General features: G+C 63.4%; 24 protein-coding genes. 10 read left to right on the forward strand and 14 right to left on the reverse strand.

Features of this window, described 5'->3' with window-relative positions:
• From ACFDTG_RS10150 to ACFDTG_RS10170, 5 genes are all read right to left on the reverse strand, one after another.
• Positions 1-679, reverse strand: a 679-nt coding sequence (locus ACFDTG_RS10150) for a CBS domain-containing protein (protein ID WP_375290922.1), incomplete at its 3' end; no start/stop codon positions are given.
• A gap of 6 nt (positions 680-685) precedes the next feature.
• Complete coding sequence (gene ybeY, locus ACFDTG_RS10155; protein WP_375290949.1) at positions 686-1,213, reverse strand: rRNA maturation RNase YbeY; 528 nt, start codon at positions 1,211-1,213, stop codon at positions 686-688.
• Positions 1,214-1,493: 280 nt separating this feature from the next.
• Positions 1,494-2,525: a PhoH family protein gene (locus tag ACFDTG_RS10160; RefSeq protein WP_375290923.1), complete on the reverse strand. Its 1,032-nt coding sequence runs from the start codon at positions 2,523-2,525 to the stop codon at positions 1,494-1,496.
• A 175-nt stretch (positions 2,526-2,700) separates the two neighbouring features.
• Positions 2,701-3,498: a PEPxxWA-CTERM sorting domain-containing protein gene (locus tag ACFDTG_RS10165; protein WP_375290924.1), complete on the reverse strand. Its 798-nt coding sequence runs from the start codon at positions 3,496-3,498 to the stop codon at positions 2,701-2,703.
• Between the two features lie 33 nt (positions 3,499-3,531).
• Complete coding sequence (locus ACFDTG_RS10170; RefSeq protein WP_375290925.1) at positions 3,532-4,224, reverse strand: PEPxxWA-CTERM sorting domain-containing protein; 693 nt, start codon at positions 4,222-4,224, stop codon at positions 3,532-3,534.
• A 295-nt stretch (positions 4,225-4,519) separates the two neighbouring features.
• On the opposite strand from ACFDTG_RS10170, the gene ACFDTG_RS10175 reads away from it, so the two are divergent.
• Positions 4,520-5,035, forward strand: a complete 516-nt coding sequence (locus tag ACFDTG_RS10175) for a hypothetical protein (protein WP_375290926.1) — start codon at positions 4,520-4,522, stop codon at positions 5,033-5,035.
• On the opposite strand, the gene miaB is transcribed toward ACFDTG_RS10175, so the two are convergent.
• Complete coding sequence (miaB, locus tag ACFDTG_RS10180) at positions 5,032-6,375, reverse strand: tRNA (N6-isopentenyl adenosine(37)-C2)-methylthiotransferase MiaB (RefSeq protein ID WP_375290927.1); 1,344 nt, start codon at positions 6,373-6,375, stop codon at positions 5,032-5,034. The two genes, ACFDTG_RS10175 and miaB, sit on opposite strands and share 4 nt — an antisense overlap.
• Before the next feature lie 441 nt (positions 6,376-6,816).
• Entirely contained in the window at positions 6,817-7,281 is a 465-nt protein-coding gene (locus tag ACFDTG_RS10185) for a peptidylprolyl isomerase (protein WP_375290928.1), read from the reverse strand.
• A gap of 121 nt (positions 7,282-7,402) precedes the next feature.
• Here ACFDTG_RS10185 and mgtE point away from each other — a divergent pair, with 121 nt between their 5' ends.
• A complete protein-coding gene (gene mgtE, locus ACFDTG_RS10190; RefSeq protein WP_375290929.1) occupies positions 7,403-8,836 on the forward strand; it encodes a magnesium transporter in 1,434 nt (477 codons plus the stop codon).
• A 9-nt stretch (positions 8,837-8,845) separates the two neighbouring features.
• On the opposite strand, the gene ACFDTG_RS10195 is transcribed toward mgtE, so the two are convergent.
• Positions 8,846-9,496: a response regulator transcription factor gene (locus ACFDTG_RS10195; protein ID WP_375290930.1), complete on the reverse strand. Its 651-nt coding sequence runs from the start codon at positions 9,494-9,496 to the stop codon at positions 8,846-8,848.
• A 296-nt stretch (positions 9,497-9,792) separates the two neighbouring features.
• Between ACFDTG_RS10195 and ACFDTG_RS10200 the strand changes: the two genes are divergently transcribed.
• Positions 9,793-10,629 carry a helix-turn-helix transcriptional regulator gene (locus tag ACFDTG_RS10200; RefSeq protein ID WP_375290931.1) on the forward strand — a complete coding sequence of 279 codons (837 nt, stop codon included), beginning with the start codon at positions 9,793-9,795 and terminating at the stop codon, positions 10,627-10,629.
• An 80-nt stretch (positions 10,630-10,709) separates the two neighbouring features.
• Positions 10,710-13,922, forward strand: a complete 3,213-nt coding sequence (locus ACFDTG_RS10205) for a PAS domain S-box protein (protein ID WP_375290932.1) — start codon at positions 10,710-10,712, stop codon at positions 13,920-13,922.
• A 66-nt stretch (positions 13,923-13,988) separates the two neighbouring features.
• Here ACFDTG_RS10205 and ACFDTG_RS10210 read toward each other — a convergent pair whose 3' ends face one another.
• A complete protein-coding gene (locus tag ACFDTG_RS10210) occupies positions 13,989-14,405 on the reverse strand; it encodes a response regulator transcription factor (RefSeq protein ID WP_375290933.1) in 417 nt (138 codons plus the stop codon).
• Positions 14,406-14,547: 142 nt separating this feature from the next.
• On the opposite strand from ACFDTG_RS10210, the gene ACFDTG_RS10215 reads away from it, so the two are divergent.
• Complete coding sequence (locus ACFDTG_RS10215; RefSeq protein WP_375290950.1) at positions 14,548-14,940, forward strand: DUF1489 family protein; 393 nt, start codon at positions 14,548-14,550, stop codon at positions 14,938-14,940.
• Between the two features lie 47 nt (positions 14,941-14,987).
• Positions 14,988-15,236, forward strand: a complete 249-nt coding sequence (locus tag ACFDTG_RS10220) for a hypothetical protein (protein WP_375290934.1) — start codon at positions 14,988-14,990, stop codon at positions 15,234-15,236.
• Positions 15,237-15,324: 88 nt separating this feature from the next.
• On the opposite strand, the gene ACFDTG_RS10225 is transcribed toward ACFDTG_RS10220, so the two are convergent.
• The 4 genes from ACFDTG_RS10225 to ACFDTG_RS10240 form a co-directional block, all read right to left on the reverse strand.
• Positions 15,325-15,957, reverse strand: a complete 633-nt coding sequence (locus ACFDTG_RS10225) for a PEPxxWA-CTERM sorting domain-containing protein (RefSeq protein WP_375290935.1) — start codon at positions 15,955-15,957, stop codon at positions 15,325-15,327.
• Positions 15,958-16,196: 239 nt separating this feature from the next.
• The gene (locus ACFDTG_RS10230) at positions 16,197-16,874 is read right to left on the reverse strand and encodes a DsbA family oxidoreductase (protein ID WP_375290936.1); all 678 of its coding nucleotides are present in this window, start codon (positions 16,872-16,874) and stop codon (positions 16,197-16,199) included.
• Entirely contained in the window at positions 16,871-17,728 is an 858-nt protein-coding gene (gene nudC, locus ACFDTG_RS10235; RefSeq protein ID WP_375290937.1) for an NAD(+) diphosphatase, read from the reverse strand. Before nudC ends, ACFDTG_RS10230 begins: the two co-directional genes overlap by 4 nt.
• Entirely contained in the window at positions 17,728-19,062 is a 1,335-nt protein-coding gene (locus ACFDTG_RS10240; RefSeq protein WP_375290938.1) for a serine hydrolase domain-containing protein, read from the reverse strand. The genes nudC and ACFDTG_RS10240 overlap by 1 nt, the downstream gene beginning before the upstream one ends.
• 128 nt (positions 19,063-19,190) lie before the next feature.
• Here ACFDTG_RS10240 and ACFDTG_RS10245 point away from each other — a divergent pair, with 128 nt between their 5' ends.
• Positions 19,191-19,412 carry a hypothetical protein gene (locus tag ACFDTG_RS10245; protein ID WP_375290939.1) on the forward strand — a complete coding sequence of 74 codons (222 nt, stop codon included), beginning with the start codon at positions 19,191-19,193 and terminating at the stop codon, positions 19,410-19,412.
• Here ACFDTG_RS10245 and ACFDTG_RS10250 read toward each other — a convergent pair whose 3' ends face one another.
• On the reverse strand, positions 19,413-20,423 hold the full coding sequence (locus tag ACFDTG_RS10250; RefSeq protein WP_375290940.1) for an A/G-specific adenine glycosylase: 1,011 nt from the start codon (positions 20,421-20,423) through the stop codon (positions 19,413-19,415). It lies immediately after the preceding gene.
• Between the two features lie 14 nt (positions 20,424-20,437).
• Here ACFDTG_RS10250 and ACFDTG_RS10255 point away from each other — a divergent pair, with 14 nt between their 5' ends.
• From ACFDTG_RS10255 to ACFDTG_RS10265, 3 genes are all read left to right on the forward strand, one after another.
• Positions 20,438-20,980: a DUF721 domain-containing protein gene (locus ACFDTG_RS10255; protein ID WP_375290941.1), complete on the forward strand. Its 543-nt coding sequence runs from the start codon at positions 20,438-20,440 to the stop codon at positions 20,978-20,980.
• Positions 20,981-20,984: 4 nt separating this feature from the next.
• Positions 20,985-21,707 carry a DsbA family protein gene (locus ACFDTG_RS10260; RefSeq protein ID WP_375290942.1) on the forward strand — a complete coding sequence of 241 codons (723 nt, stop codon included), beginning with the start codon at positions 20,985-20,987 and terminating at the stop codon, positions 21,705-21,707.
• A 109-nt stretch (positions 21,708-21,816) separates the two neighbouring features.
• A complete protein-coding gene (locus tag ACFDTG_RS10265) occupies positions 21,817-22,572 on the forward strand; it encodes a DsbA family protein (protein WP_375290943.1) in 756 nt (251 codons plus the stop codon).
• Positions 22,573-22,588: the final 16 nt, after the last annotated feature.

The raw sequence follows: 22,588 nt of genomic DNA on the forward strand, positions 1-22,588 counted from the left end.
AGTCCCACACGCCCTCGCCCAGCGCCACGATCAGATCTTCGGGCGTGTCGTCGTGCTCGTCCTCGATGTCGCCGACGATCTCTTCGACCAGATCCTCGATAGTGATGATGCCGTCGGTGCCGGAAAATTCGTCGAGCACGATGGCGAGGTGGACGTGGCCGGCGCGCATGTCGGCCAGCACGTCCAGCGCCTTGCGGCTCTGCGGGACGTAGAGAGGCTGGCGCAGCATGGTGGTCCAGTCTTCCGGCGCGGGGCGGCGCTCGGCGAGATAGGGGAAGATGTCCTTGATATGCATCATGCCGATCACATCGTCGAGCTGGCCGCGGTAGACGGGCATGCGCGAATGGCCATGCTCGGCAAAGGCGGCCACGATCTCGTCCCAGCTGTCGTCCGCCGACAGGGCGATGATCTCGCCACGCGGAATGGCGACGTCGTCGGCGTCCATCTGGCTGAAATGCAGTACATTGCGCATCATCTGCCGTTCGGTGGTGGAGATATCGTCCCGCTCGCCCGAATCGCCGGCTTCGGAGGGCGAATCATCGTCCCCCTCCTCCAGCGCTTCTTCCAGCTGCGCGCGGAGCGAACGCTCGCCGCCGTCCAGTTCAAAAAACTTGCGGATCGCGGGCCACAGCCCGCTGCTACTGTCCGCGTCTCCGGCGGAGTGTGGATGTTCGGGCATGGCCCCTTATTCGGTCCCTGGACTGTCTTGCGTCATGTCGCGGTCCCCATATGGGTCCGCGATACCCATTGTTGCAAGCGCCTTGATCTCCAGTGCCTCCATGGCGGTGGCCTGATCGTCGCTTTCTACATGGTCGTGACCCGCCAGATGCAGCAGTCCGTGGATGACGAGATGGGCGGTGTGTGTTTCCAGCGCGATGCCTATTTCGGATGCCTCGCGCATGCAGGTTTCCAGCGCCAGCGCGATGTCGCCCAGCATTTCCGGTCCACCGTCTGCCTCCAGCGCCAGCAGGTCCTTGCGGGCCATCATCGGGAAAGACAGCACATTGGTGGGCTTGTCCTTGGTGCGCCATTCGCGGTTCAGCTCCCGCACGTCCTCGTCCAGCGTGAACAGGACACTGGCGGACAGCCGCTGGTTGGCAAGCGCCGGCTCCACCGTTTCGGCCGCCGCGAGCGCCGCCTGCGCCAGATCCGCCCAGTCCGCACCGCCTCTGGAGGCAGACGGCCAGCCGTCGATTTCGATATCCAGATCCATCACGCCGCCATCCGTAAACCGCGAGACATGGACCACTTGGACCACGGTCCAGAGGCTAAATTTAGCACCCTTCCCATAGCCCGGACGATGCGACCAGAAACGCGCAACTTCGACACGAAATTCGCACTTGTACGCGGGCCGTGCCGGCCTGCATTCGGGCAGGAGGGCCGAGGCGGCGCAATCGCCAAATCGGGCATCGCCGGTCCTGGATGAAAAACCGCGTCTCGCATGGCGTTTATCTATCCAGAGAGAACCGAATAGGAAAGCAGTTGATAACCATTTAGGTTATCGGCCCTTCATAGGCCTCGACGATGCGGCCCACGATCGGGTGGCGAACCACATCCGCGGCCGTAAATCGGATCGTGCCGAAGCCTTCCACGCCTTCCAGCTTGTCGACCGCGTCGGCCAGACCGCTCATCCGGTCGCCGCCGGGAATGTCGACCTGGCGTGGATCGCCGCAAACCACCATTCGGCTGTTCTGGCCGAAACGGGTGAGAAACATCTTCATCTGTTCGCGCGTGGTGTTCTGCGCCTCGTCCAGGATCACGAAGGCATCGGCCAGCGTGCGTCCGCGCATGAAGGCGATGGGCGCGATCTCGATCTCGCCCGATGCCAGCCGCCGCTCCACCTGCTCGGGCGGCATGCAGTCGTAGAGCGCATCGTAGAGCGGGCGGAGATAGGGATCGACCTTCTCCTTCATGTCGCCGGGCAGGAAACCCAGCTTCTCACCCGCCTCCACCGCCGGGCGCGACAAGATCAGGCGCTGCACGCTGCCGCTCATCAACTGGCTGACCGCCTGCGCCACCGCCAGATAGGTCTTGCCCGTCCCCGCCGGACCCAGCGCGAAGATGATGTCGTCACGCGCGAGGGAGCGCATGTAGTCCACCTGCACCGCGCTGCGCGGTACGATGGTCTTGCGGCGGGTGCGGATCATGATCGGGGGCGTGTCCACCTTGCCCGATATGATCCCGTCCAGCGTGGGTTCGTTGGACATGGCGATGATCGATTCGATCAGCCCGCCGTCCAGATCCTGACCCAGCGCCAGCTTGTCGTACATGGCGTTCAGCACGTCGCGCGCACGGGCCACGCTGTCTTCGGGCCCTTCGATATGCAGGCGGTCACCGCGCGCGGAGATGAACACCCCGAGCCGGTTTTCGACCTGCACCAGATTGGAGTCGAACTGGCCGAACAAGGCGCCCAGCAGACTCTGGTTCTCGAAGGCTATGTCGATCGTGGCGCGCTGCGGCACGCGAGGCGCGGCATGCGTGGTGATCGGATTGGTGCGGGTGGTTCCGGCGGGTTTGCGAGCCATGAAGACGTGCGGGCGCTCCTTTCGCGTGTCAGGAGGTGAAGATACGCGCAAGCTGCCGGGAGACAAGATAGGACGATGCGCATTGGCGTGGAAAGTCACCGCTTTGTCAAACAAACCACACGCAAAAAGGGCCCCGCCGCAGCGGAGCCCTTTCGAAAATCGCGACCTGCGCCGATCAGGCGAAGGCGAGCTTACGCCGGGTACGCAGCCCCGCACCCGCCATGCCGAAGCCCAGGATCATCATCGCCCAGGTGGACGGTTCGGGAACCGCGCCGCCGACGGGAGCCAGCGAGGCCGTGATCGAGAGATTGTCGACCGCCATGCCGTGATCGCTGCCCGATACGTCCTGATCCACCCAGCGGAAACCGAAGCTTGCACCGTTGGCGATGGAAAGTCCGCCGATGGTGCCGGTAACCGCGCTGGAGAAGACGTTGCCGTTGATGGCACCGGCGCCGGAATTGTTGGTGGCGACGAAATCGAGCAGGTTGAAATCGGTCCAGGTGCCGTTGTCGAGCTCGCTCGCATCGAGCGAGAACTGGAAGTTCAGCCGGTCTGCGCTTGCCGAACCCGAACGCCACTGCTCACCGGTGTAAGCGAAGGACAGGCTGTCGATAGCAGCGCCCAGGCCATTGGTGAATATGCCACCGAAATAGACGGGCGAGTTGCTGCCGCTGGTGAGGCTGCCCAGGGCGCGATCGGCCGAATTGCCGAAGCTGTAGGTGTTTCCGGCGTTGCTGGAGCCGGTGCCTGCTTCGTATTCGCCGTCCGCGCGCGATGCGGTGCCGAATTCGACGATCTGGAAACCGGCGGGCAGCGCCGTGTTGGACGAGCCGGTCGAGGCCAGACCATTGAAGTCCTGCGAATAGGACGTGTCGGGCATGGTGTAGCTGGGCGCGGCGGACTTGCCGGCGGCCAGGACGGTTGCCGGGCTGAGAGCGAGGGCCGCGGCGAGCGTGAGTGATACGATACGCATGGTGAATTCCCCTTCGATGATGTGGTTGCCGGATCAGGCGAAAGTGACTGCGGTCCGCTTGCGGCTGGTGCGCATGGCCCCGCCGACGGCACCGAAGCCGAGGATGAAGAGAGCCCAGGCGGCAGGTTCGGGCACGGCGGCGGCGGTAATATCGCCGGTCACGCGGAAATTGGCGTCGCAATTGTTCGCCGCGCCCTTGCAGTTGGAATAGATGCTCGCCCAGTTGGTCATGAGCTTGCCGCCGACGTAGGCGTCACCACCCGTGAGCCCGCCGCCGTTGGCGTAGCTGTAGCCCGGACCGACCACCAGCGCGTTGCGCGCGCTCGAATCGGTGGTGAGGACGAGCGAATACATCGCACCATTGGTCACTGCGAGATCGGGGATCGCGATGTCGAACCACGTCGGGGTGCGCGAGTTGATCGACGCCGGCAGGGTGAAGGCGGTGCTGAACAGCGAGGTGCCGGTCAGAGTCTCGCCCGAGAAGATGTTCAGCGTGATGGGGCTGTTCGGGCGGCTGGGGTTGAGCGAGGCGAACTGGAAACCGACGGAGGTGATGGTGTCGGTGAAGGCGGTGAAGCTCTGACCGATCGGATCGGCCGCGCTGATGGTGACGGAGCGGTTGGTTTCCGGCGTCGCGACGACTTCGAGTGTTTCGGCGGCGTTCGCGGGGAGCGAGCAGGCGAGAGCTGCGGCGGAAGCCGCGAGCCCGGTGAGGACCAGTTTCATAATTTTCGATTTCCCTTCCAGTGACCCAAGAGTCGGTAACGGGCTGTTAACCATGCGATGTTGCTGCATTCGGTCGGTTCCGCGTCAGCTCCGCGTCCTTTGCGTGACAAAACCGTGACGTCCCGGTTCGGGACCGTTCATCCCGTTGCGGGAGTTCCCGCTTCGTGCGACACTTTCGCAAAGCGAATCGGTCCGCCCCCAGATGTTTCCGGGGGAGCGATTGCGGCCGGGCCGGCCGTGATTGTGGACAGGAATTCGCAAGCGATCTGGGGGGATTGATATGCGCGGTGGACTCGTGGCTGTTGCGTTCGCACCTTTGCTGGCCTGCTCCGCCCCATCGGAAACCACCACTCCCCTGTCACCCTCGTCCCTGATGCGGCAGGAAACCGAGCGGCGGGTCGCCGACTTCGTGGAGGCGGAAAATCCCGGCATGGGCAAGCTGATGCTGCTGACGGGTCGCACCGATCTCGACAGCGACGGCGTGGACGAGGTGCTCGCCTACATCGCGGGGCCGATGCGCTGCGGAACGGGCGGCTGCAATCTGCTGGTCCTGAAGGATGACGGGACACGCTTCACCAAGATCGGCGAGGTTTCGGTCACCCAGCTACCGGTGGGCGTGCTGAGTACCACCACCGATGGGATGCGCGACCTGTGGGTGACCGTGTATGGCGGCGGCCGTGCCCAGGCGACGATGAGGGTGCCATTCGTCAAAGGGGCCTACGCAGGCAACCCCACGGTGGCACCGGCCACTCCGATCGAAGAACGCGGGGAGTCCGTGATCGGCGACGATCTGCTGACCGTGATGGATTAGGCGGGCACAGGTTCCAGCAATTTGCCGGCAAGCGAATTCGGCCCGGCCTCGCCCAGCCGAACCTCGACAAGATCGCCGATGGCGACATCCCCTTCGAACCAGACCGATTGCAGCCAGGGCGATTTGCCCAGCCATTGGCCGGGATGCTTGCCCTTGCGCTCTACCAGAACCGTGCAGGTTCTTCCCTCGCTCGCCTTGTTGAAGGCATGCTGGTCTCGGTTGAGCGCGGCCTGCAGGCGCTGGAGGCGCTCATCCATCACCTCGGGCGCGATCTGGCCGTCCATCGTGGCAGCGGGCGTGCCGGGGCGCGGGGAGTATTTGAAGCTGAACGCCTGCGCATAGCCGACCGCGTCCACCAGCTTCAGCGTCTCCTCGAACTCCGCATCGGTTTCGCCGGGGAAGCCGACGATGAAATCGCCGCTGAGCGCGATGTCGGGCCGCGCGGTACGAAAGCGATCGAGGAGCTTCAGGTAACTGTCCGCCGTGTGGCTGCGGTTCATCGCCTTCAGCACGCGGTCGCTGCCCGCCTGCACCGGCAGATGGAGGAAGGGCGTCAGCTTCTCGATCTCTCCATGCGCGGCGATCAGTGCCTCGTCCATGTCGGCGGGGTGGCTGGTGGTATAACGGATGCGAGAGAGGCCATCGACCTCGGCGAGATCGCGGATCAGCCCGGCAAGGCCCACCGCCCTGCCCTTCGCATCCTCGCCGCTCCAGGCGCTGACGTTCTGGCCCAGCAGCGTGATCTCGCGTGCGCCGGCATCGACCAGCTTCTTCGCCTCGTCCACCAGCGCGGCATAAGGACGGCTGATTTCCGCGCCGCGCGTATAGGGCACCACGCAATAGGTGCAGAACTTGTCGCAGCCTTCCTGCACCGTCAGGAACGCGGCGGGCACGCTCGAGCGGCGCTGGGGAAGCGCGGCGAACTTCGCGTTCGCGGGCATGTCGGTGTCGGTGGCACGTTCGCCCTGCACCGCCCGGTCGAGCATTTCGGGCAGGCGGTGATAAGCCTGCGGACCCACGACCATGCTGACCGCGGGGGCGCGGGCCATGATCTCCTCGCCCTCGGCCTGCGCCACGCAGCCCGCCACCGCGATCATCGGCTCTTTCCCAGCTGCCCGGCCAGCCTTGGTCAGGCGGCCGATATCCGAATAGACCTTCTCCGCCGCTTTCTCGCGAATGTGGCAGGTATTGAGGACGACCAGATCCGCCTCCTCCCCCTCGGGCGCGGGCACGATGCCGCGCGTCGCCAGCAGCTCGCCCATACGCTCGCCATCATAGACGTTCATCTGGCAGCCGAAGCTCTTGACCCTGTAGGTCCGGGGGGTGGTGGTCGGTTTCATCTATGAAGTGGTTAGCTGTTCAAATGCTGCTGGATGGGCGAGGTCTGGATCCTCGCACTTCGTCGTTCGCATGGATCCAAGCCGTCATCTGCGGAGACCACAGTACAGCCAGTTTTGCAAGGCTAGCAACGTTGAGGACTAGTCCGCTTATTAAAGAGAAGAGCCCGAAGTCGTTAACGGCGACGTAGCCAGCCGAAATCGCGTAGATAATAAGCAAAGAACCGGACGCATACAGAAACGTCTCGACCACTCGGGCCCAACCTCGGCCCCGTCTGGACACCGAAAGCAATAACCAGAACGAAATTGGAATCCAGACTATTGCCGTCAGCAGATCAAATGCGCCCGTAGCGAGTTGCGCGCCTATAACAATAATACCCAGCGTCTCGAAGGTGCGAGCAATTCTGGGGGGGTCGGGGCGGACCTCGCTGGGCACTGCGTGTGTCAGCCAACAGTCGCCTTCGTGATCTTGCCCGGCTCGCGCGGCGGCTCACCCTTGGGGAGCGCGTCGACGTGTTCCATTCCGCTCTCGACCTGTCCCCAGACCGTGTACTGCTTGTCGAGGAAGCGCGCGTCGTCGAAGCAAATGAAGAACTGGCTGTTGGCGCTGTCGGGATTGTTGGTCCGCGCCATGGAGCAGGTGCCGCGCACATGCGGTTCGGCGCTGAATTCCTGTTTCAGATCGGGCTTGTCGCTGCCGCTCATGCCGGTGCCGGTCGGATCGCCGCCCTGCGCCATGAAGCCGGGGATCACGCGGTGGAACTTCACGCCGTCGTAGAACCCTTCCTTCGCCAGTTCCGTGATGCGCTCCACGTGATTGGGCGCAAGGTCGGGGCGCAGCTTGATCACCACGTCCTTGGCTTCGCCGTCGCCGGTGTCGAGCGTGAAGGTGAGGGTTTCGTCGGCCATGTTTCGTATCTCCTGTAATATGGCGCACGATATAGAGGCCCCGCCCGTCATGTCACCCCCGCGCCCGCGTTCGCCGGTTCAGGCCGCTTGCTTTTCGCCCCTCCCTGCCTAGACCGCGCACATGGCCGAGACGGACCTCCTAGAAGACGACGAAGTGACCGCCGAGGAAGCGCGGCCCGACGATCGTATCGACGACGAGCGGCATGACGAGGACAACATCCTCAAGCCCGAATTCGTCGATCGCGTGGCCGAGGCGCTGGAACTGGGCCATGTCGATGCAGCCTACGAACTGGTCGAGCCGCTCCACCCCGCCGATGTCGCCGACCTGCTCGAACTGCTCGACCGCGACGAGCGCCGCCAGCTGGCTGCCGCGATCACCGATCTCATGTCGGGCGAGGTCATCGCCGAGCTGAACGACCACGTCCGCGAAGAGTTGATGGGCGCCCTGCCCGCCTCCGCGGTGGCCGAGATCGCTGGCGAGTTGGAGACCGACGACGCGGTCCAGCTGATCGAGGATCTGGACGAAGCGGACCAGCGCGCCGTGCTGGCCGAGCTGGGGGCGGAAGACCGCATCGCGATCGAAAGCGCGCTCTCCTATCCGGAAGAAACCGCCGGGCGCCTGATGAGCCGCGATTTCGTGGCGGTGCCCGAGCATCTGACCGTGGGCGAGCTGATCGATTACATGCGCGAGCACGGCGACCTGCCGAGCGAATTCTTCGAGATTTTCGTGGTGGACGAGCGCCACCATCCCGTGGGCACCTGCCAGCTGTCCTGGATCCTCACCACGCCGCGCGCCATCGCGCTGACCGATGTGATGAAGCGCGATCAGACGCTGATCCCCGCCACCCTCGATCAGGAGGAGGTGGGCAACATGTTCCAGAAATACGCGCTGATCAGCGCGGCAGTGGTGGACGTGGCCGGCCGCCTGGTCGGCCAGCTCACCGTGGACGACGTGGTGCATATCATCGCCGAGGAAGCGGGCGAGGACGTGCTGCTGCTGTCCGGTGCCGGCGATGGCGACATCAACGAACCCATCCGTGAGGCTTACTCCGCGCGCGTGCGCTGGCTGGTCGCCAACCTTGGCACGGCGCTCATCGCCAGCCTGGTGATCGCGGCCTTCGGCGCTGCCATCGAGCAGCTGGTGGCGCTGGCCGTTCTTATGCCCATCGTCGCCAGCATCGGCGGAAATGCGGGCACGCAGACCATGGCGGTGACGGTGCGCGCGATCGCGATGAACCAGCTCACCCGGTCGAACACCCGGCGCATATTGTGGCGCGAACTGCGCGTTGCGCTGCTCAACGGCACCACCGTGGCGCTGCTGGTGGGGGGCGCGACCGCGCTGGTCTTCACCTCTCAACTGGGCGCTGTGATCGCGGCCGCGATGGTCATCAACGTGGCGGTGGCGGGGCTTGCCGGGGTGATGGTGCCGGTGATCTTCGATAGGCTGGACGTGGACCCGGCGGTGGCCAGCAGCGTGTTCGTGACGATGATCACCGATTCGATGGGGTTCTTCGCCTTTCTGGGCCTGGCGGTGGCGAGCGGCGCCACCGGCTGACGATGCCGATCAGGCGTGGCGGTGCTGCCGGAGTTGCTGATCGAAATCATATTCGGTGAACATGCGCACCAGATGGGCCGCGTTTTTGGCCTTCATCTTCACTGCAACATTCGCGCGATGGATCTCGACCGTGCGCGGACTGATGCCCAGATCGCGGCCGGTTTCCTTGGCCGATAAACCGTGGGTGATCTTCTGCATCACTTCGCGCTCACGGTCGGTCAGCAGGGCGATCCTTGCCTTGGTGTCCATGATGCGATGGTTGAGCGGCGCGGTGATCTCATGCACCTTCGCAAGGGACTTGAGGCGATATTCCAGCGACTGGGCCATGATCGGCCATTCCAGATAATCGTCCGCACCCATGCGCATGGCGTTCACGACATCCCGCGTATCGGGCTTTTCTCGATAGGCGATCAGGCTGAAGGCGTTCAGCGAAATTGCGCGGGCATTCGCCAGCGTGCTCAACGCACGCCCCTCGTCCGCGCACAACACGATCGCCGCACCGATGGGCCTTTCGGAAAATTCCATCGCATGTTCAAAAGGTTCGACATGAACCCCCATATCCAGGATCACGCGCGTCAACGCCGCGCGCCTGGACATGTCCGGATCAATCAGGACCAGCCTATCGGTGTCCATTCCATAGCTCTCCGGACCGCGCGACATGGGCCGCCGGTCCCCTTTAATCCCAACCTGGGGTTTGCGGACCCCGCGATGCCTGAAGGCGATTACGCAACGAAAATACCTATCGAAGCACGGTTCATATCGCAGCGTCGGAGGGCCGCGGTAAGTCACTAACCCGCGCGTAACGTGATCGCGTGACTCCGGAAGACGTGCCGCGCTTGCTTGCAAACGGTATCTGCGGCAATATTCGTATGCATTTCCGGCGCCGAGTCTGCGACTACGGAAGTCGAGGGCAGGACATGTTTCGCCGACCAAGATCGGCAGCTGGGAGGCAAGGCATGTCCGGCGGAGGGGAAAAGAAGACCAAAAAGCGGAAAGGAATAGGTGCGCCCACGCCCTGGGACCGCGCTCTGTTCATCGAATTCGGTTCGATCCTCAAGACTCAGGACATCTTCGAACTTAGGCGCTGCATGCTCAAACTGGCGCGGATCTACGGTTTCGATGCGCTCTATGCAGTCAGCCCGCTGACCCGAAATCCGGAATTCGGTCGCCATCTCAGCTGCCTCAACTTCCCCGCCGTGTGGGAGCGGCAGTGGCGCCGGCGATTGTTCTGGGTGGATCCGCTGATCGATTACTGCCTGAAACACCCGCAAGTATTCATGTGGTCCTATGTGTTCGATAAACCGAACCTTACGCCCGCACAGAAGCGCTACGTCGCCTTCTGTCGCGATCTCGGCATGGGAGAGGGGTTGGGAACGATCGTTTACGGTCCCGGCGGCAGGATGGGCTTCACGGGGTTCGGCAAACCGACCAGTCGCGATTGCTTCTCCGCCCAGTCCTTTCAGGCCGTCGCCACCATCGCCCAGCTCTCTTTCAATCGATATTGCGCTCTCTCGGCCGATGCCGATGGTTCGAAGCCCGAACTGTCACCCCGGGAGATCGAGATCATGGCTTGGGCCGCGCGGGGAAAGTCCAATGGCGACATCGCCACGATCCTCGGAATTTCTCGCCATACCGTCGACACGCACCTGCGACGCGCATTCCGCAAGCTTGGCACCTCAGATCGCACGGTCGCCTGCCTGAAGGCGCTGGAGCTGGGCTATATTCAGTCGTCGGAGCAGAATTTCTCGCCGCAATTTCAGATTGGTAAGCCCACCCCGCCCGTCGAAGACTAGGTAATCCTCCCAATCCATTCCTCGACGCGAATTAACCTTAAGATGCCATAGCACCTCGGGCATTTCTGCCGGAGCTTGCGTTGACCAGCCATCGCCGAACCTTGCTGATCGTGGTGCTCTGCGTGTTCGGCGCCGTCTTGGCGCTTATCCGGATATGGTCCCCCACCTATCCCCCCGGTCTGGCCGGCTTTATCGCAAACGTGCCCGTGGCGATGGATTTCGCGCTTCTGGTAGCGGTCGGTGCTTCGCTGATGCTGATCATGCAATCGTCCGACAAGCGGGCGATGCGTTACGATCGCGACTATAATCAGGAAATTCTCGACAACATCCAGGATGTGATTTTCCGCACCGATGCGCGGGGGTGCTGGACCTCGCTCAACCCTGCGTGGGAGCGGATCACCGGTTACTCCGTGAGAGAGAGTCTCGGTTGGTCGACCACCAGGCTGTTGCACCCCGAGTGCCTACACGAAGCGCGCCAGATCTACCCGCGCCTTGCCTCGGGGGAGGTTTCGGAAGGCACGCTGCACCAGCGTTTCTACGATCGGGACGGCGATTGCCGCTATATTCAAGTGAACGTGCGCCGGGTCCAATTCGAGGACGGCGCGTTCGCGGGGACCATCGGCAATATCCGCGACGTGACCGCTCAGGTCCGCCAAGGCGAGGCGCTGGCGGCGAGCGAGAAGCGGTTCCGCACGCTGGCAGAATCGGCACCGATCGGGATCTTTCAGGCTGACAGCGAAGGTCGACTGACCTTCATCAGCAAGTCCTGGGCCCGGCGGTTGGGTCGTACAGTCGAGGAAATGGTCGGGAGCGGCTGGTTCGAGCATGTCGTCAACCGCGAGGACTTTGTCGCCGACCCGCCCTTCACCGGTTTCGAGCCCGGCATCGTGCGGCAGCGCGAAATCTGCTTCCGCGGCGCGGACGGCAGCGACATCTGGATGGAAACTCACAACGCCGCCGAATTCGACGACGGCGGCAGGCTGCTGGGCTATTACGGCGCGGCAGTGGACATCACCGAGCAGAAGCTGGCCAAAGAACGTCTAGAGGAAAGCGAGCGACGTTTTCAGGCGCTGGCCAGTCTGGCCCCCGCGGGTATCTACCGCACCGATCATCAGGGGCTTTGCACTTACGTCAACGATGCGTGGCTGAAGCTGACCGGCATGACGGGTACTGAGTGGCAGGGCGGCGGCTGGGCCAAGGCGCTCCATCCCAAGGATCAGAACCGCGTCGCGAGCGCCTGGGCAGCGACCGTGGCCAGTTCGCATGAATTTCGCGAGGTGTTCCGCTGGCGCAAGCCCGATGGGACCGAGGTGTGGGTCGACACGATCGGTCGTCCTGAATTTGACGCGGACGGGCGCGTTATCGGCTTCATTGGCGTTAATATGGACATCACCGAGAGTCGCAACGCCGAATTGGCGCTGGCCGAGCGCGACCGGCAGTTGACGATCCTGACCGAAAACATGACCGATACCGTGGTTCGGCTTCGGCCCGATGGGACATGCACTTATGCATCGCCGTCGGCAAAGGAGCTGTTCAATGTGGATGCCTCGATATTGGTAGGCGGAAATCTGCTCGCCGATTTCCATCCTGAAGACGATGCCAGAGTCCGTTCGACCTTTGCCGATCTGGCGAGTGGCGAACGCTCCCGCGCGCTCATTGCCTTCCGCTCCGGGGCATTCGGCATGAAGCCGTTCTACCGCTGGATCGAGGCGAATTGCGCCACCCTGCGCGATCCCGAAACCGGGCACATCACCGAAATCATCGCGTCGCTGAGAAACGTCGCCCAAACCAAGGCGCTGGAAGCCGAACTGCGCAGCTCGCGCCGCGAGGCGGAGGATGCGGCGCGCGCCAAATCCGATTTCCTCGCCAATATGAGCCACGAAATCCGAACCCCGATGAACGGCGTCATCGGGTTTACCGAGCTGATGCTCAACACCGAACTCGACGAGACGCAGGCGGAATATACCCGCATGATCGCAGAATCCGGTCAAACGATGATGCGATTGCTCAACGACATTCTCGATCTGTCCAAGATCGAGGCCGGGCTGATGACACTGGCCAGCGAGCCGTTCGAATTGCCCGCACTGGTGCAGTCGGTCACCGGGTTTTGCCGACCGCTGGCCATGAAGAAATCGCTCACTCTTGACCTCACGATCGCGCCCGACGTTCCGCGCTGGGTACTCGGCGACGCGCTTCGCATCCGGCAGGCCCTGCTCAATATCATCGGCAACGCGGTGAAGTTTACCGAACACGGCGGCGTCACCATCGAGGTGACGCGCGTCGAGGAGCCGGAGGGGGTTGCGATTTCGGTCACCGATACCGGCATCGGAATTTCCGAAGACCGCATTGATGCGATCTTCGAACAGTTCACGCAGGCCGATCCCTCTGTCGCACGGCGTTTCGGGGGCACGGGGCTCGGACTCGCCATTACGGCGCAACTCGTCGAACTCATGGATGGCGGCATCGAAGTGAGCAGCGACGAGGGCAAGGGATCCCATTTCGGCATACTGCTGCCGTTACCGGCGACCCGCGAGCCCGATCATGCGGTTGCTCCGGTATTCCATGGCCCCGTCACTGCCCATGAAACCGACAAGGGCGCGCGCCGCATCCTGGTGGCCGAAGACGTCGACATCAATCAGAAGCTGATCGAATCCATGATCCGCAGGATTGGGCATATTTCGACGGTGGTGGGCGATGGAGCCAGCGCCATCGCGGCCGTCCGCCAGGCCGTATCCGATGGTCAGCCCTTCGATCTTGTTCTGATGGATATCCAGATGCCGATCACCGACGGGCTATCGGCGACCCGGCAATTGCGGGAAGAAGGTTTCACGCCGGCCGATCTTCCGATCGTGGCCCTGACCGCTAATGCCTTCGAAGAGGACATCGCGCTGTGCCTGGCCGCGGGGATGCAGGCTCATCTTGCCAAGCCGCTGTCGAGTGACGAGCTTTCCCGGATCATCATTCAGTGGACGGGGGCGGAGCAGACTTGCCAATCTTCCGCTGGCCTAACGAAGCCCCGTCCGATCAGCCCACGCCTCCAGGTCAAATACAATCAGCGCAAACAGGGCCTGCGCGCGCTACTGGCGGAAATCTCGCTGGACAACGTCGAGAAGCGCTGGCCCGAACTTGCCGAAGCCCTTCACCAGCTCGCCGGAACGGCTGCGTTGTTCGGCGAGGCGCCGCTCGGCCGCCGCGCGGGCAGGATCGAGCGCGATCTTCGAAAGGCGAGCGAAAACCTGCGCCGCATCGAACTGGTGGCGGAAAGCATGGAGGAGATGGAAAGGGCGGCCTGAGCCACCCTGCCGTCGGGCCAAGAATCGCGTCTCACCGCCGCTCAGATAGAAAGGCGAGGAAGAAGTCTAGATGGCGCGCATCGCCCGCGGGGCGTTCATGCGCGCGCGACGCTCTTCGGCGCCCGCGATCAGTCTGTTCACGGTCACGATCAGCTGGTCGGGATCGAAAGGCTTGCGCATATATTCGTCAGCGCCCGCGAACATGGCGACCTTCTCGTCGGAATTGCTCGTGCGCGCGGTCAGCATCAGGACCGGCGTGTCCCACAGATCCGATTCGATGCGCATCTTCTGGAGCACCTGAACGCCGGAAATGCCTGGCAGGTTGCAATCCAGGATTACCAGATCGGGCCGCTTGAGCCGGATCGCGACCATCGCATCCTCACCGCGTTCCAGGACGCCCACGGCATGTCCTGCATCGATCAGGATATCACGCACGACTTCCGCCAGGATGTCGTCGTCTTCGGCGATGATGATGCGGCTCACAAATACTCTCCTTGCTAGGGAGGTCATACGCCAGCCATGGTTATTGGTGGAAAATGAGGCGATACGTAAATGTCACTACAACAAGGCGTCGAACGCTCACGGTCCGGTTGCCCTGCGCATGCCCACTACCTACTTCGGCTCCATGCCGCTCAACCTGACCAAAATCGCGTTCGGCGCGAAGAATTATGCCGACATCGAGAAGTGGTTCGAGAACCGGCCGAGACTTCAGGTCAATACGCGCTATCGCCCCACGCGCTGGGAAGAATGCGTGGGTGGCTCGCTGTATTGGATATACGAACACAACATGGTCGCGCGCAGCCCGATCATCGGCTTCACGCAGCAGGATAATGGCCGCTGGTTCATCGACCTCGAGCCGCGCCTGATCCAGGTCCTGCCCAAGCCCAAACGCGCGCATCAGGGCTGGCGATATCTGACGGACCGCGCCGCACCGCGCGACCTGGAAGAGGGGGAAGAGGTCGGCGACGTCATTCCCGGCAAAATCGCGACCAAACTGCAAAGGTTGGGGCTGATCTAGGAACATAGAGGCGGGCGGGGCCATTGGTCATATGAAGGAGAGTATCCATGACTGAACGCCAATCACGCCACCCCGACAACGATCTCATCGACAGCATGAGCGAAGAGCCCACGCCGTCGCAACAGAGTTCATCCGGCGGCGAAGTGAATCGCCGGGTTGGCAAGCGCGCCGAACTTGCGCGGGCCACCGATCCCGACAACCGCGAACCCGTGGTGGGATCGGACAATCCCGGGGAAGACGCCAAGAAAGGCGACAAGACACGCGCCGCGATTCAGGACGAACGAAACGATTCCTGATACGACGAAATCGACCTGGTGAACGAACGCGCCGCTACCGACCTTCGGTAGCGGCGCGTTATTTTTTGGTAGAGCTCTTTCGCGCCGATTACGCCGTAGCGAAACGACCTTCACCCCTGCGACGTGCGCGCATCGCGCCGCCGATGGTGCCAAAACCCAGGATCAGCATGGCCCAGGTGGCAGGTTCGGGAACCGCCGCGCCGCTAAAGTCGGTAGTGGCAGTGATCACCGTTCCGGGTAGCGTCTCAAAGCCGATCCCGTTCAGCGTCTGATTGGTGGTATAGGCAAAGCCATAATAGTCCTGGCCATTGGAAGTCACCCGCAGGCCGAGGAAATTGTCGTTATTCGAAAAACGCGCAAAGGCGGTGTCGTCAAAACTGGCATAGTACCCGAAAGCTTCGGGTGGCGGGCCATAGGTCACTGTTCCTCGATCAACGAAGGAAACCGACGGAAGCACTGAACCGAAGATAGGGGGGGTGGCGGTAACGGCGGCGCTGCCCGATGTACGAACGCCCAGGATCTCACCGAAACCGGTGAAGCCCTGCGCCGTAAAGTTGAAGCACCCTCCCATATAGCAGAACTGGTAGGGATTGGACTGCAGGTCCTGGTTGATCACGCGAAGCACGGGGGCGGCGGTGGCTGGCGCTGCGCCAACTGCGCCGACCACGCCCAAGATTGCGGCCCCTCCCAAGGTGAGGCCTCTGATTGATTTGAAGTTCATGTAGCAACCTTCCGTTATCGTGGTCCCGTCCAACGCTCCATGCCCATTGTTACCAGGAATGGTTAACGTCTTATGGGACTAGAGTCCGAGATCAGCGGAAAGTTCCTTATTTTTCAAAATGTTTTGCAAAAATTCTTCGGGAACCATTTCAATGGTCACGCGTGCAACGCGAATTCAACCATTAAGATTGCATTTCCACGCGAAAAGACTGGTTTCTAAGATGAAGTCGAAGCCAGCTCTCAGGCCGCTACCCTTTCCGCGACCCGGCGCAGCGCCGCGACATAGGTGTCCGGCCCCTGCGCGCCCGGAACGAGGAATCCGTTGGCCAGGATCATCGCGGGTACGCCACTGATGTTCATGTCATAGGCGGCGCGTTCTTCCGCCCTCACCTTGCGCGACAGCGCCTCGTCATCGAGCGCGGCCTCCGCCCTGGCCCTGTCGAAGCCCTGCTCCTCGGCAATATCCAGAAGCACCGCGCGTTCGCCGATGCGGCGCCGCTGGTTGAAATGCGCTTCGAACAGCGCGAGCTTCAGCGCGGTCTGGCGGTCGTACCCGGCGGTTTCACCGACCCACACGAGCAGCTTGTGCGCCAGGAAGGTGTTCCACATCATCGCCGGGGGCGCGGGTTCCTCGCCCTCATAGTCCAGCGAAACCCCGGCCGCCTCGGCCGCCTGGCGCATCTGGCCCTGCACATCGCGGGCCTGATCCGGGGTCCGACCATATTTGCGGGCGATATGCGCGGTGCGCTCTTCGCCATCGGCCGGCATGTCCGGATTGAGTTCGAAGGCGTGCCAGCGCACCTCCGTCGCGATCTCGCCTTCCAGTTCGTCCAGAGCCTGCTTCAGATTGCCCCAGCCGACCAGGCACCAGGGGCACATCACGTCGGACCAGATATCGATGGTGATCGGCTGCGTCATGTCTTGCTCCACCATTTCAGCAGATGGGTTGCGATCGCCTGATCGGGCGGTCTTACAAATGGGCCATCACCCGCCAGTGCCTGGGTGACTTCGTCCCGCGAAAACCAACGCACCTCGGCAAGCTCGGTTTCGTCTACCCTGATCGCGTCGTCGTCCGCATGGGCGTGGCACCCGATCATCAGCTGGCTGGGAAATGGCCATGGCTGGCTGGCGACATAGGTCACATCGCGCACCGCGACGCCGCTTTCCTCCAGCACTTCCCGAGCCACAGCTTCCTCTATGCTCTCGCCCGGCTCCACGAAGCCGGCGAGCGCGGAAAAGCGCCCTTCGCCCCAACCCTTCCCCCGACCCAGCATTAGCCGCCCATCGTGTTCGACCAGCATGATCGTAACCGGATCGGTGCGCGGGAAATGGCTGGTGCCGCATTGCGTGCAATCGCGCTGCCACCCCCCCTTGGCCATCCTGGTCCCGCCTCCGCATTGTGCGCAGAATCGGTGGCGGGCATGCCAGTCAACGATGCTGCGCGCACCGCCGTAAATAGCCAGGTCGTCAGCTCTCAAGGACGCCATCGCCTGCCATACGGCAGGGTTCGCCATCCGCGGCGAAGCATCGCCGCGTGGCGGGACGGCGGCGAAGCAGGGCTTTCCTTCGTCCAGCCCCAGAAACACCAACTCCGTATCGGGATCGGCATCGGCCAGACTGCCCCAGGCGAGCGCACCACTGTCGTCCATTCCGGGCATCAGCCCTTCAAGCGCCAGCAGCCGGGCGCGCCAGCCCATCATGCCTGCCAGCGCATCGGGATCCGCTCTGACATTGTCCGCCCGGTCCAGCCGGGATCCGGTGAACGCAAGCATCAGGCCGCCGTCTTCCTGGCCTCCATGGCCGCCAGATCTTTCTGCAAAGCATCTGGAAAGCCGGAGGAAATCGGCAGCGCATCGCTTGGCATGTACTGGGTGAACATCCCGGCCCTCAGGCCTGCCTTGAAGCTGACCAGCGCCACCGTACCGGCGGCACCGCCCCACCCATAGGCCCCATCGGTGACCCGGCCACCCGCTCCGAAGCCCTGCCCCTCAATCCAGCTCCCCTTGAGGTCGACGCCTTCGGGCAGCAGGTTGGAGGTACCCACGCGCACCGCGAGTTCGCTCATCACGCGTTTCCCGTCGATCGAGCCATAGCCAAGCAGCATCCTCAGGAAGCGATCGTAGTCGCGCGGCGAGGAAACGAGACCGGCGCCGCCGAAGGGGAAGGCGGGCTCGTCGAGATAGATCGACGCCCGCGCCGGATCGATCGGCACCGGCATTCCGTTCATGATGCCATAATTGGTGGTCAGTCGGCCCACCTCGCTTTCCGGCACGCGGAACCAGGTGCTCGTCATGCCGCAAGGATCGAAGATCTTCTCCTTCAAAAACTCATCGAAGGGGCGGCCCGTCACCTTCTGGATCACCGCGCCCATCAGGTCGAGACCGACGGAGTAGCTCCACTTGGTACCCGGCTGATAGACCAGCGGTGCCTCGGCAAGCCGGTCTGCGAAGGTCATAAGGCCCTCTACCGGTCTGGACCGGCCAAGCTCCGGTATCGGCAAGCGGGTAACCTGCCCCGGTACGAGACCCTGCGCCTCGAAATAATCCTTGATCGGGCCCCTCTGCACGATGCCGTAACCAAGGCCGGCGGTATGGGTCAGCAGGTTGCGGATGGTGATGGGGCGCTTCGCCGGTTCGAGATCGGTGATGGACCCATCGTAGGTCTTTTGCACCATCATCTCGCCATATGCGGGCAGGATTTCCGCCACGGGTTGGTCGAGGCCAAGCAGACCTTCGTCGATCAGCATCATCGCCGCCATGCCGGTGATCGGCTTCGTCATCGAATAGATGCGGTACAGGCTGTCCAGCCCCGCAGGCGCGGTCTGTCCTATGGCGAGGTTACCCTTCGCGATGACCGTCGGCGGCTGCTGCCCCCAGCCGAGCACGGTAACGATGTTGGCCACCTCTCGCGCATCGACGAACTTGCTCACGAATGCATTGACCGAAGGCCAGTAGACCGAAGGATTTTTGCCCGGCGCCATCGAGGGTTGTGCCATCAGTGCGGACAACGGCGTTCCCGCCAGCACGGCGCCGCCGGCCAGCAGCGCCCCGCCTCTGAGGAGTGCGCGGCGGTCGAGCGCGGGTCGGTCGAATTCGCGATATGCCATGAGGGTCCTCTCCCTGCCTTTTCGATAGCGTTGGTTGCGTGCGCCGTTCTGAACGTTCGATTGCAAAAGGCAACCGCCTTGCCGTTCCCCCATCTTGAAGAATACGCTGTGTTAGCTATCTAAGACGCATGGGAAGCCTTATCGCATTCGTCCTCGGTCTCGTTTCGCTCGTCATCGTGATCCCGGCGACCATTCCGTTTCTGGGTTGGGCCAACTGGCTCGCCTTGCCGCTGATCCTCACCGGCGTGATCATTGGTCAGTTGTCCCGCAGCAAGGCGGGGCGCAATTTCTGCCTCGTGGTGCTGCTGGTCGCGATAATCCGGCTCAGCCTGGGCGGCGGATTGATCTAGCTAGGGTTTGGCTGCAAGCGCCAGCCGGGCCGCCTTTGCGAAGAGGGTCGGCAGGCCCGCTTCTTCCAGCCTGTCGAGCGGCCACCATTCCCCCGTTCCCTGCGGCTGAGCCGCGCGAACGACCGAGAGGTCCAGGTCGAAATGGGTGAAGCCGTGGCGAACCGCACCCAGGATTTCGCCCTTCCCTGCCCCGCCCTTGCCATCGGCCCTCGCGCTCCAGCCATCGTCGGGCAAAGCGCGCATGCCGCCCAGCATTCCCGTCCCCTCGCGGGTCACCAGCCAGACCGACCCGTCGCGCTCCACCCACCATGCGATGCCCTTGCGCTGGGGCTTGGCTTTCTTGGGCGCTTTTACCGGCAGGCGGGCCGGGTCGCCCTCGCGCCGGCCATTACAGCGATCCGATAGCGGGCAGAGCAGGCAGCGCGGGTCGCGCGCCGTGCAGACCGTTGCGCCCAGGTCCATCATCGCCTGCGCAAAATCGCCGGCGCGGTGCTGGGGCGTGATCTCGTCCGTCCGTCGCCGGATCGTCTTGCGCGCGCCGGGCAGCGGGTCGGCAATGGCAAACAGCCGCGCGACCACACGTTCGACATTCGCATCCACCACAACCGCCCGCCGTCCAAAGGCGATCGCCGCCACTGCCGCAGCGGTGTAGGCGCCCAGGCCGGGCAGTTCGCGCAAGGCAGCCTCGCTGTCGGGGAAGCCGCCGCGCTCCGCTACCGCGCGCGCCGCCTTCACCAGATTGCGGGCCCGCGAATAATAGCCGAGGCCAGCCCATGCCGCCATGACGTCGGCTTCGTCCGCAGCCGCCAAGTCGCTCACGGTAGGCCAGCGCGCCGTAAAGGCGGCGAAATAGGATTTTACCGCCGCGACCGTGGTCTGCTGCAACATGACTTCCGACAGCCAGACGCGATAAGGGTCAGGGGCCGGGGTGCCCGGACGCGCGCGCCACGGCAGGTCGCGGGCATGGCTGTGGTACCAGTCCAAAAGTGTGTCGGCGATGCTGGCGACCATCCCCGCGCTATGGCATGGAGCGGGCAACCATGGAACGCGACAGCAAAAGCAAAGCGGGAAAACCCGCGCCGAAGCCCTTTCAAAGGCCGCGCGGCGGGCCTGCGCGGCAGGTGTCGGAGCTGATGCCGCAGATCGGGCGGACCGCCTTCCGCCGCTTCGGCTTCGTCCAGAGCTCGGTCGTCACCCGCTGGCCCGAAATTGTGGGCACGACGCATGCGAAAGTCTGCGCACCGGAAGCAATACGCTTTCCTCCGGGCGAGAAATCGGAAGGCATCCTGGAACTCGTGGCGACTCCGGTTCACGCTCCGCTGATCCAGCATGTCATTCCCGAAATCATCGCGCGAGTGAACACCTTCTTCGGCTATCGCGCGGTGGCACGGGTGAAAATCCGGCAAGGCGCGGTTAAGCCGCCCGCCGATAGGGCATCCGCGCCGCCTTCGCTCAAGCCGATCCCTATGGAACTTGGGGCCGGATTACGCGATATCGGCGATCCGGAGCTGCGCGCGGTACTCGAATCGCTCGCGCGCGGCCTTGGCGACGATGATGGGGAATCCTGAAACCATGACCATTTCCTTCCGCTTGGCGGCGCCGCTCGCCACCCTCGGGGCCCTGCTGGCCCTGTCCGCCAGCGCCGCCCCCGCCAAGCCCAAACAGGCCGTTGCCGTTCCCGCAGGACCTACATTCGCGGCGATGGTGGAAGAAAACGACCAGGGCCACGTGCTGGGCAACCCCGAGGCATCGGCCAAGCTCGTCGAATACATGAGCTACACCTGCTCGCACTGTGCCGATTTCGCGCGCACCGGCGATGCGGCAATCCGCGGCTTCTACCTGCCGCGCGGCAAGGTGAGCTACGAAATCCGCCACCTGCTGCGCGATCCGATCGATTTAACCGCGGCCCTGCTGACCCATTGCGGCGCGCCTGCGAAGTTCATCGGCAATCACGAAGCGTTGCTGAAACAGCAGGACGACTGGCTGGAGCGCGCACGCAAGTCGACCCAGGCGCAGCGCACCCGTTGGAGCTTCGGCACCAACGGCGCCCGCTTCCGCGCCATCGCTAGCGACCTTGGGTTCTACGCGATCATGGAAGATCGCGGCTATACCCGCCCCGAACTGGATCGCTGCCTGGCGGACGAGAGCAAGGCGAACGCCATGGCTGAGACCAGCCAGCGGGACATCGCCACCTTCAAGCTTCAGGGCACCCCCAGCTTCTTGCTGGACGGCGAATTGCTCGACGGGGTCTATAGTTGGGAGGCGCTGGCGCCTCTGCTCGACAAGGTGGGCTGAACCGACTTATTCAGATACCCAGCTTCCTGTTCACAACCCTCGCGCGGGCGCTGTTGCCCGCAACCCGGTCGCGCTAGCCTCCACCAACCCAAACGGACGATCCGAAACCATGACCTTCAGCTTCAGCCGCCCCTTTCTCGCACTTGCCATGGCCGCTCCACTTGCGCTCGGCGCATGCGGTGACAACGCAACCACCGGGGAGAGCTCTCGCGCCGAGGCAGTTGCAGCGGTTTCTGCGCCCCAAGGGACGAGCTGGCGCGATACCGCGACCACCACGCCGGAAAACGGCGTGCTGGTAGGCAATCCCGATGCCCCGATCAAGCTGGTGGAATACGGATCGCTGACCTGCCCGACCTGCGCCCGCTTCGCGGAGGAAGGCATGGAGCCACTGCTCGCAAAATACATCGATAGCGGCCGAGTGAGCTACGAACTGCGCAATTTCGCCGTGCACGGGCCGGTCGATCTGGTGCTTGCCCGGATGGCGCGCTGCGGCACCACCGAGGCCGTGGTGCCGCTGTCGGACCAGGTGTGGAAGAACCTCGGCACCTTGATGGCACCTATTTACGACAATCCGGCTTCGCTCGATGGCGCGATGAATCAGCCGATGGAACAGCGCTTCGCCGCTCTGGCCCAGGCGGGCGGCTTTTACGACTTTTTCGCGCAGCGGGGCATCAGCGCCGATCAGGCACGCGCCTGCCTGAGCGATGTCCCCGCCATGGAAAAGCTTGCCGACGATACGCAGCGTTATGCCACGTCGGACGGGATCAACGGCACGCCGACCTTCATGCTGAACGGCCGGGTGCTGGATGGGATCAACAGCTGGGCCGCGCTGGAGCCCGAGCTTCAGCGCGCGGGCGCCAGGTAAGGGGCGGCAAGGCGGG

Source organism: Qipengyuania sp., assembly GCF_042095715.1.
Lineage (GTDB): Bacteria > Pseudomonadota > Alphaproteobacteria > Sphingomonadales > Sphingomonadaceae > Qipengyuania.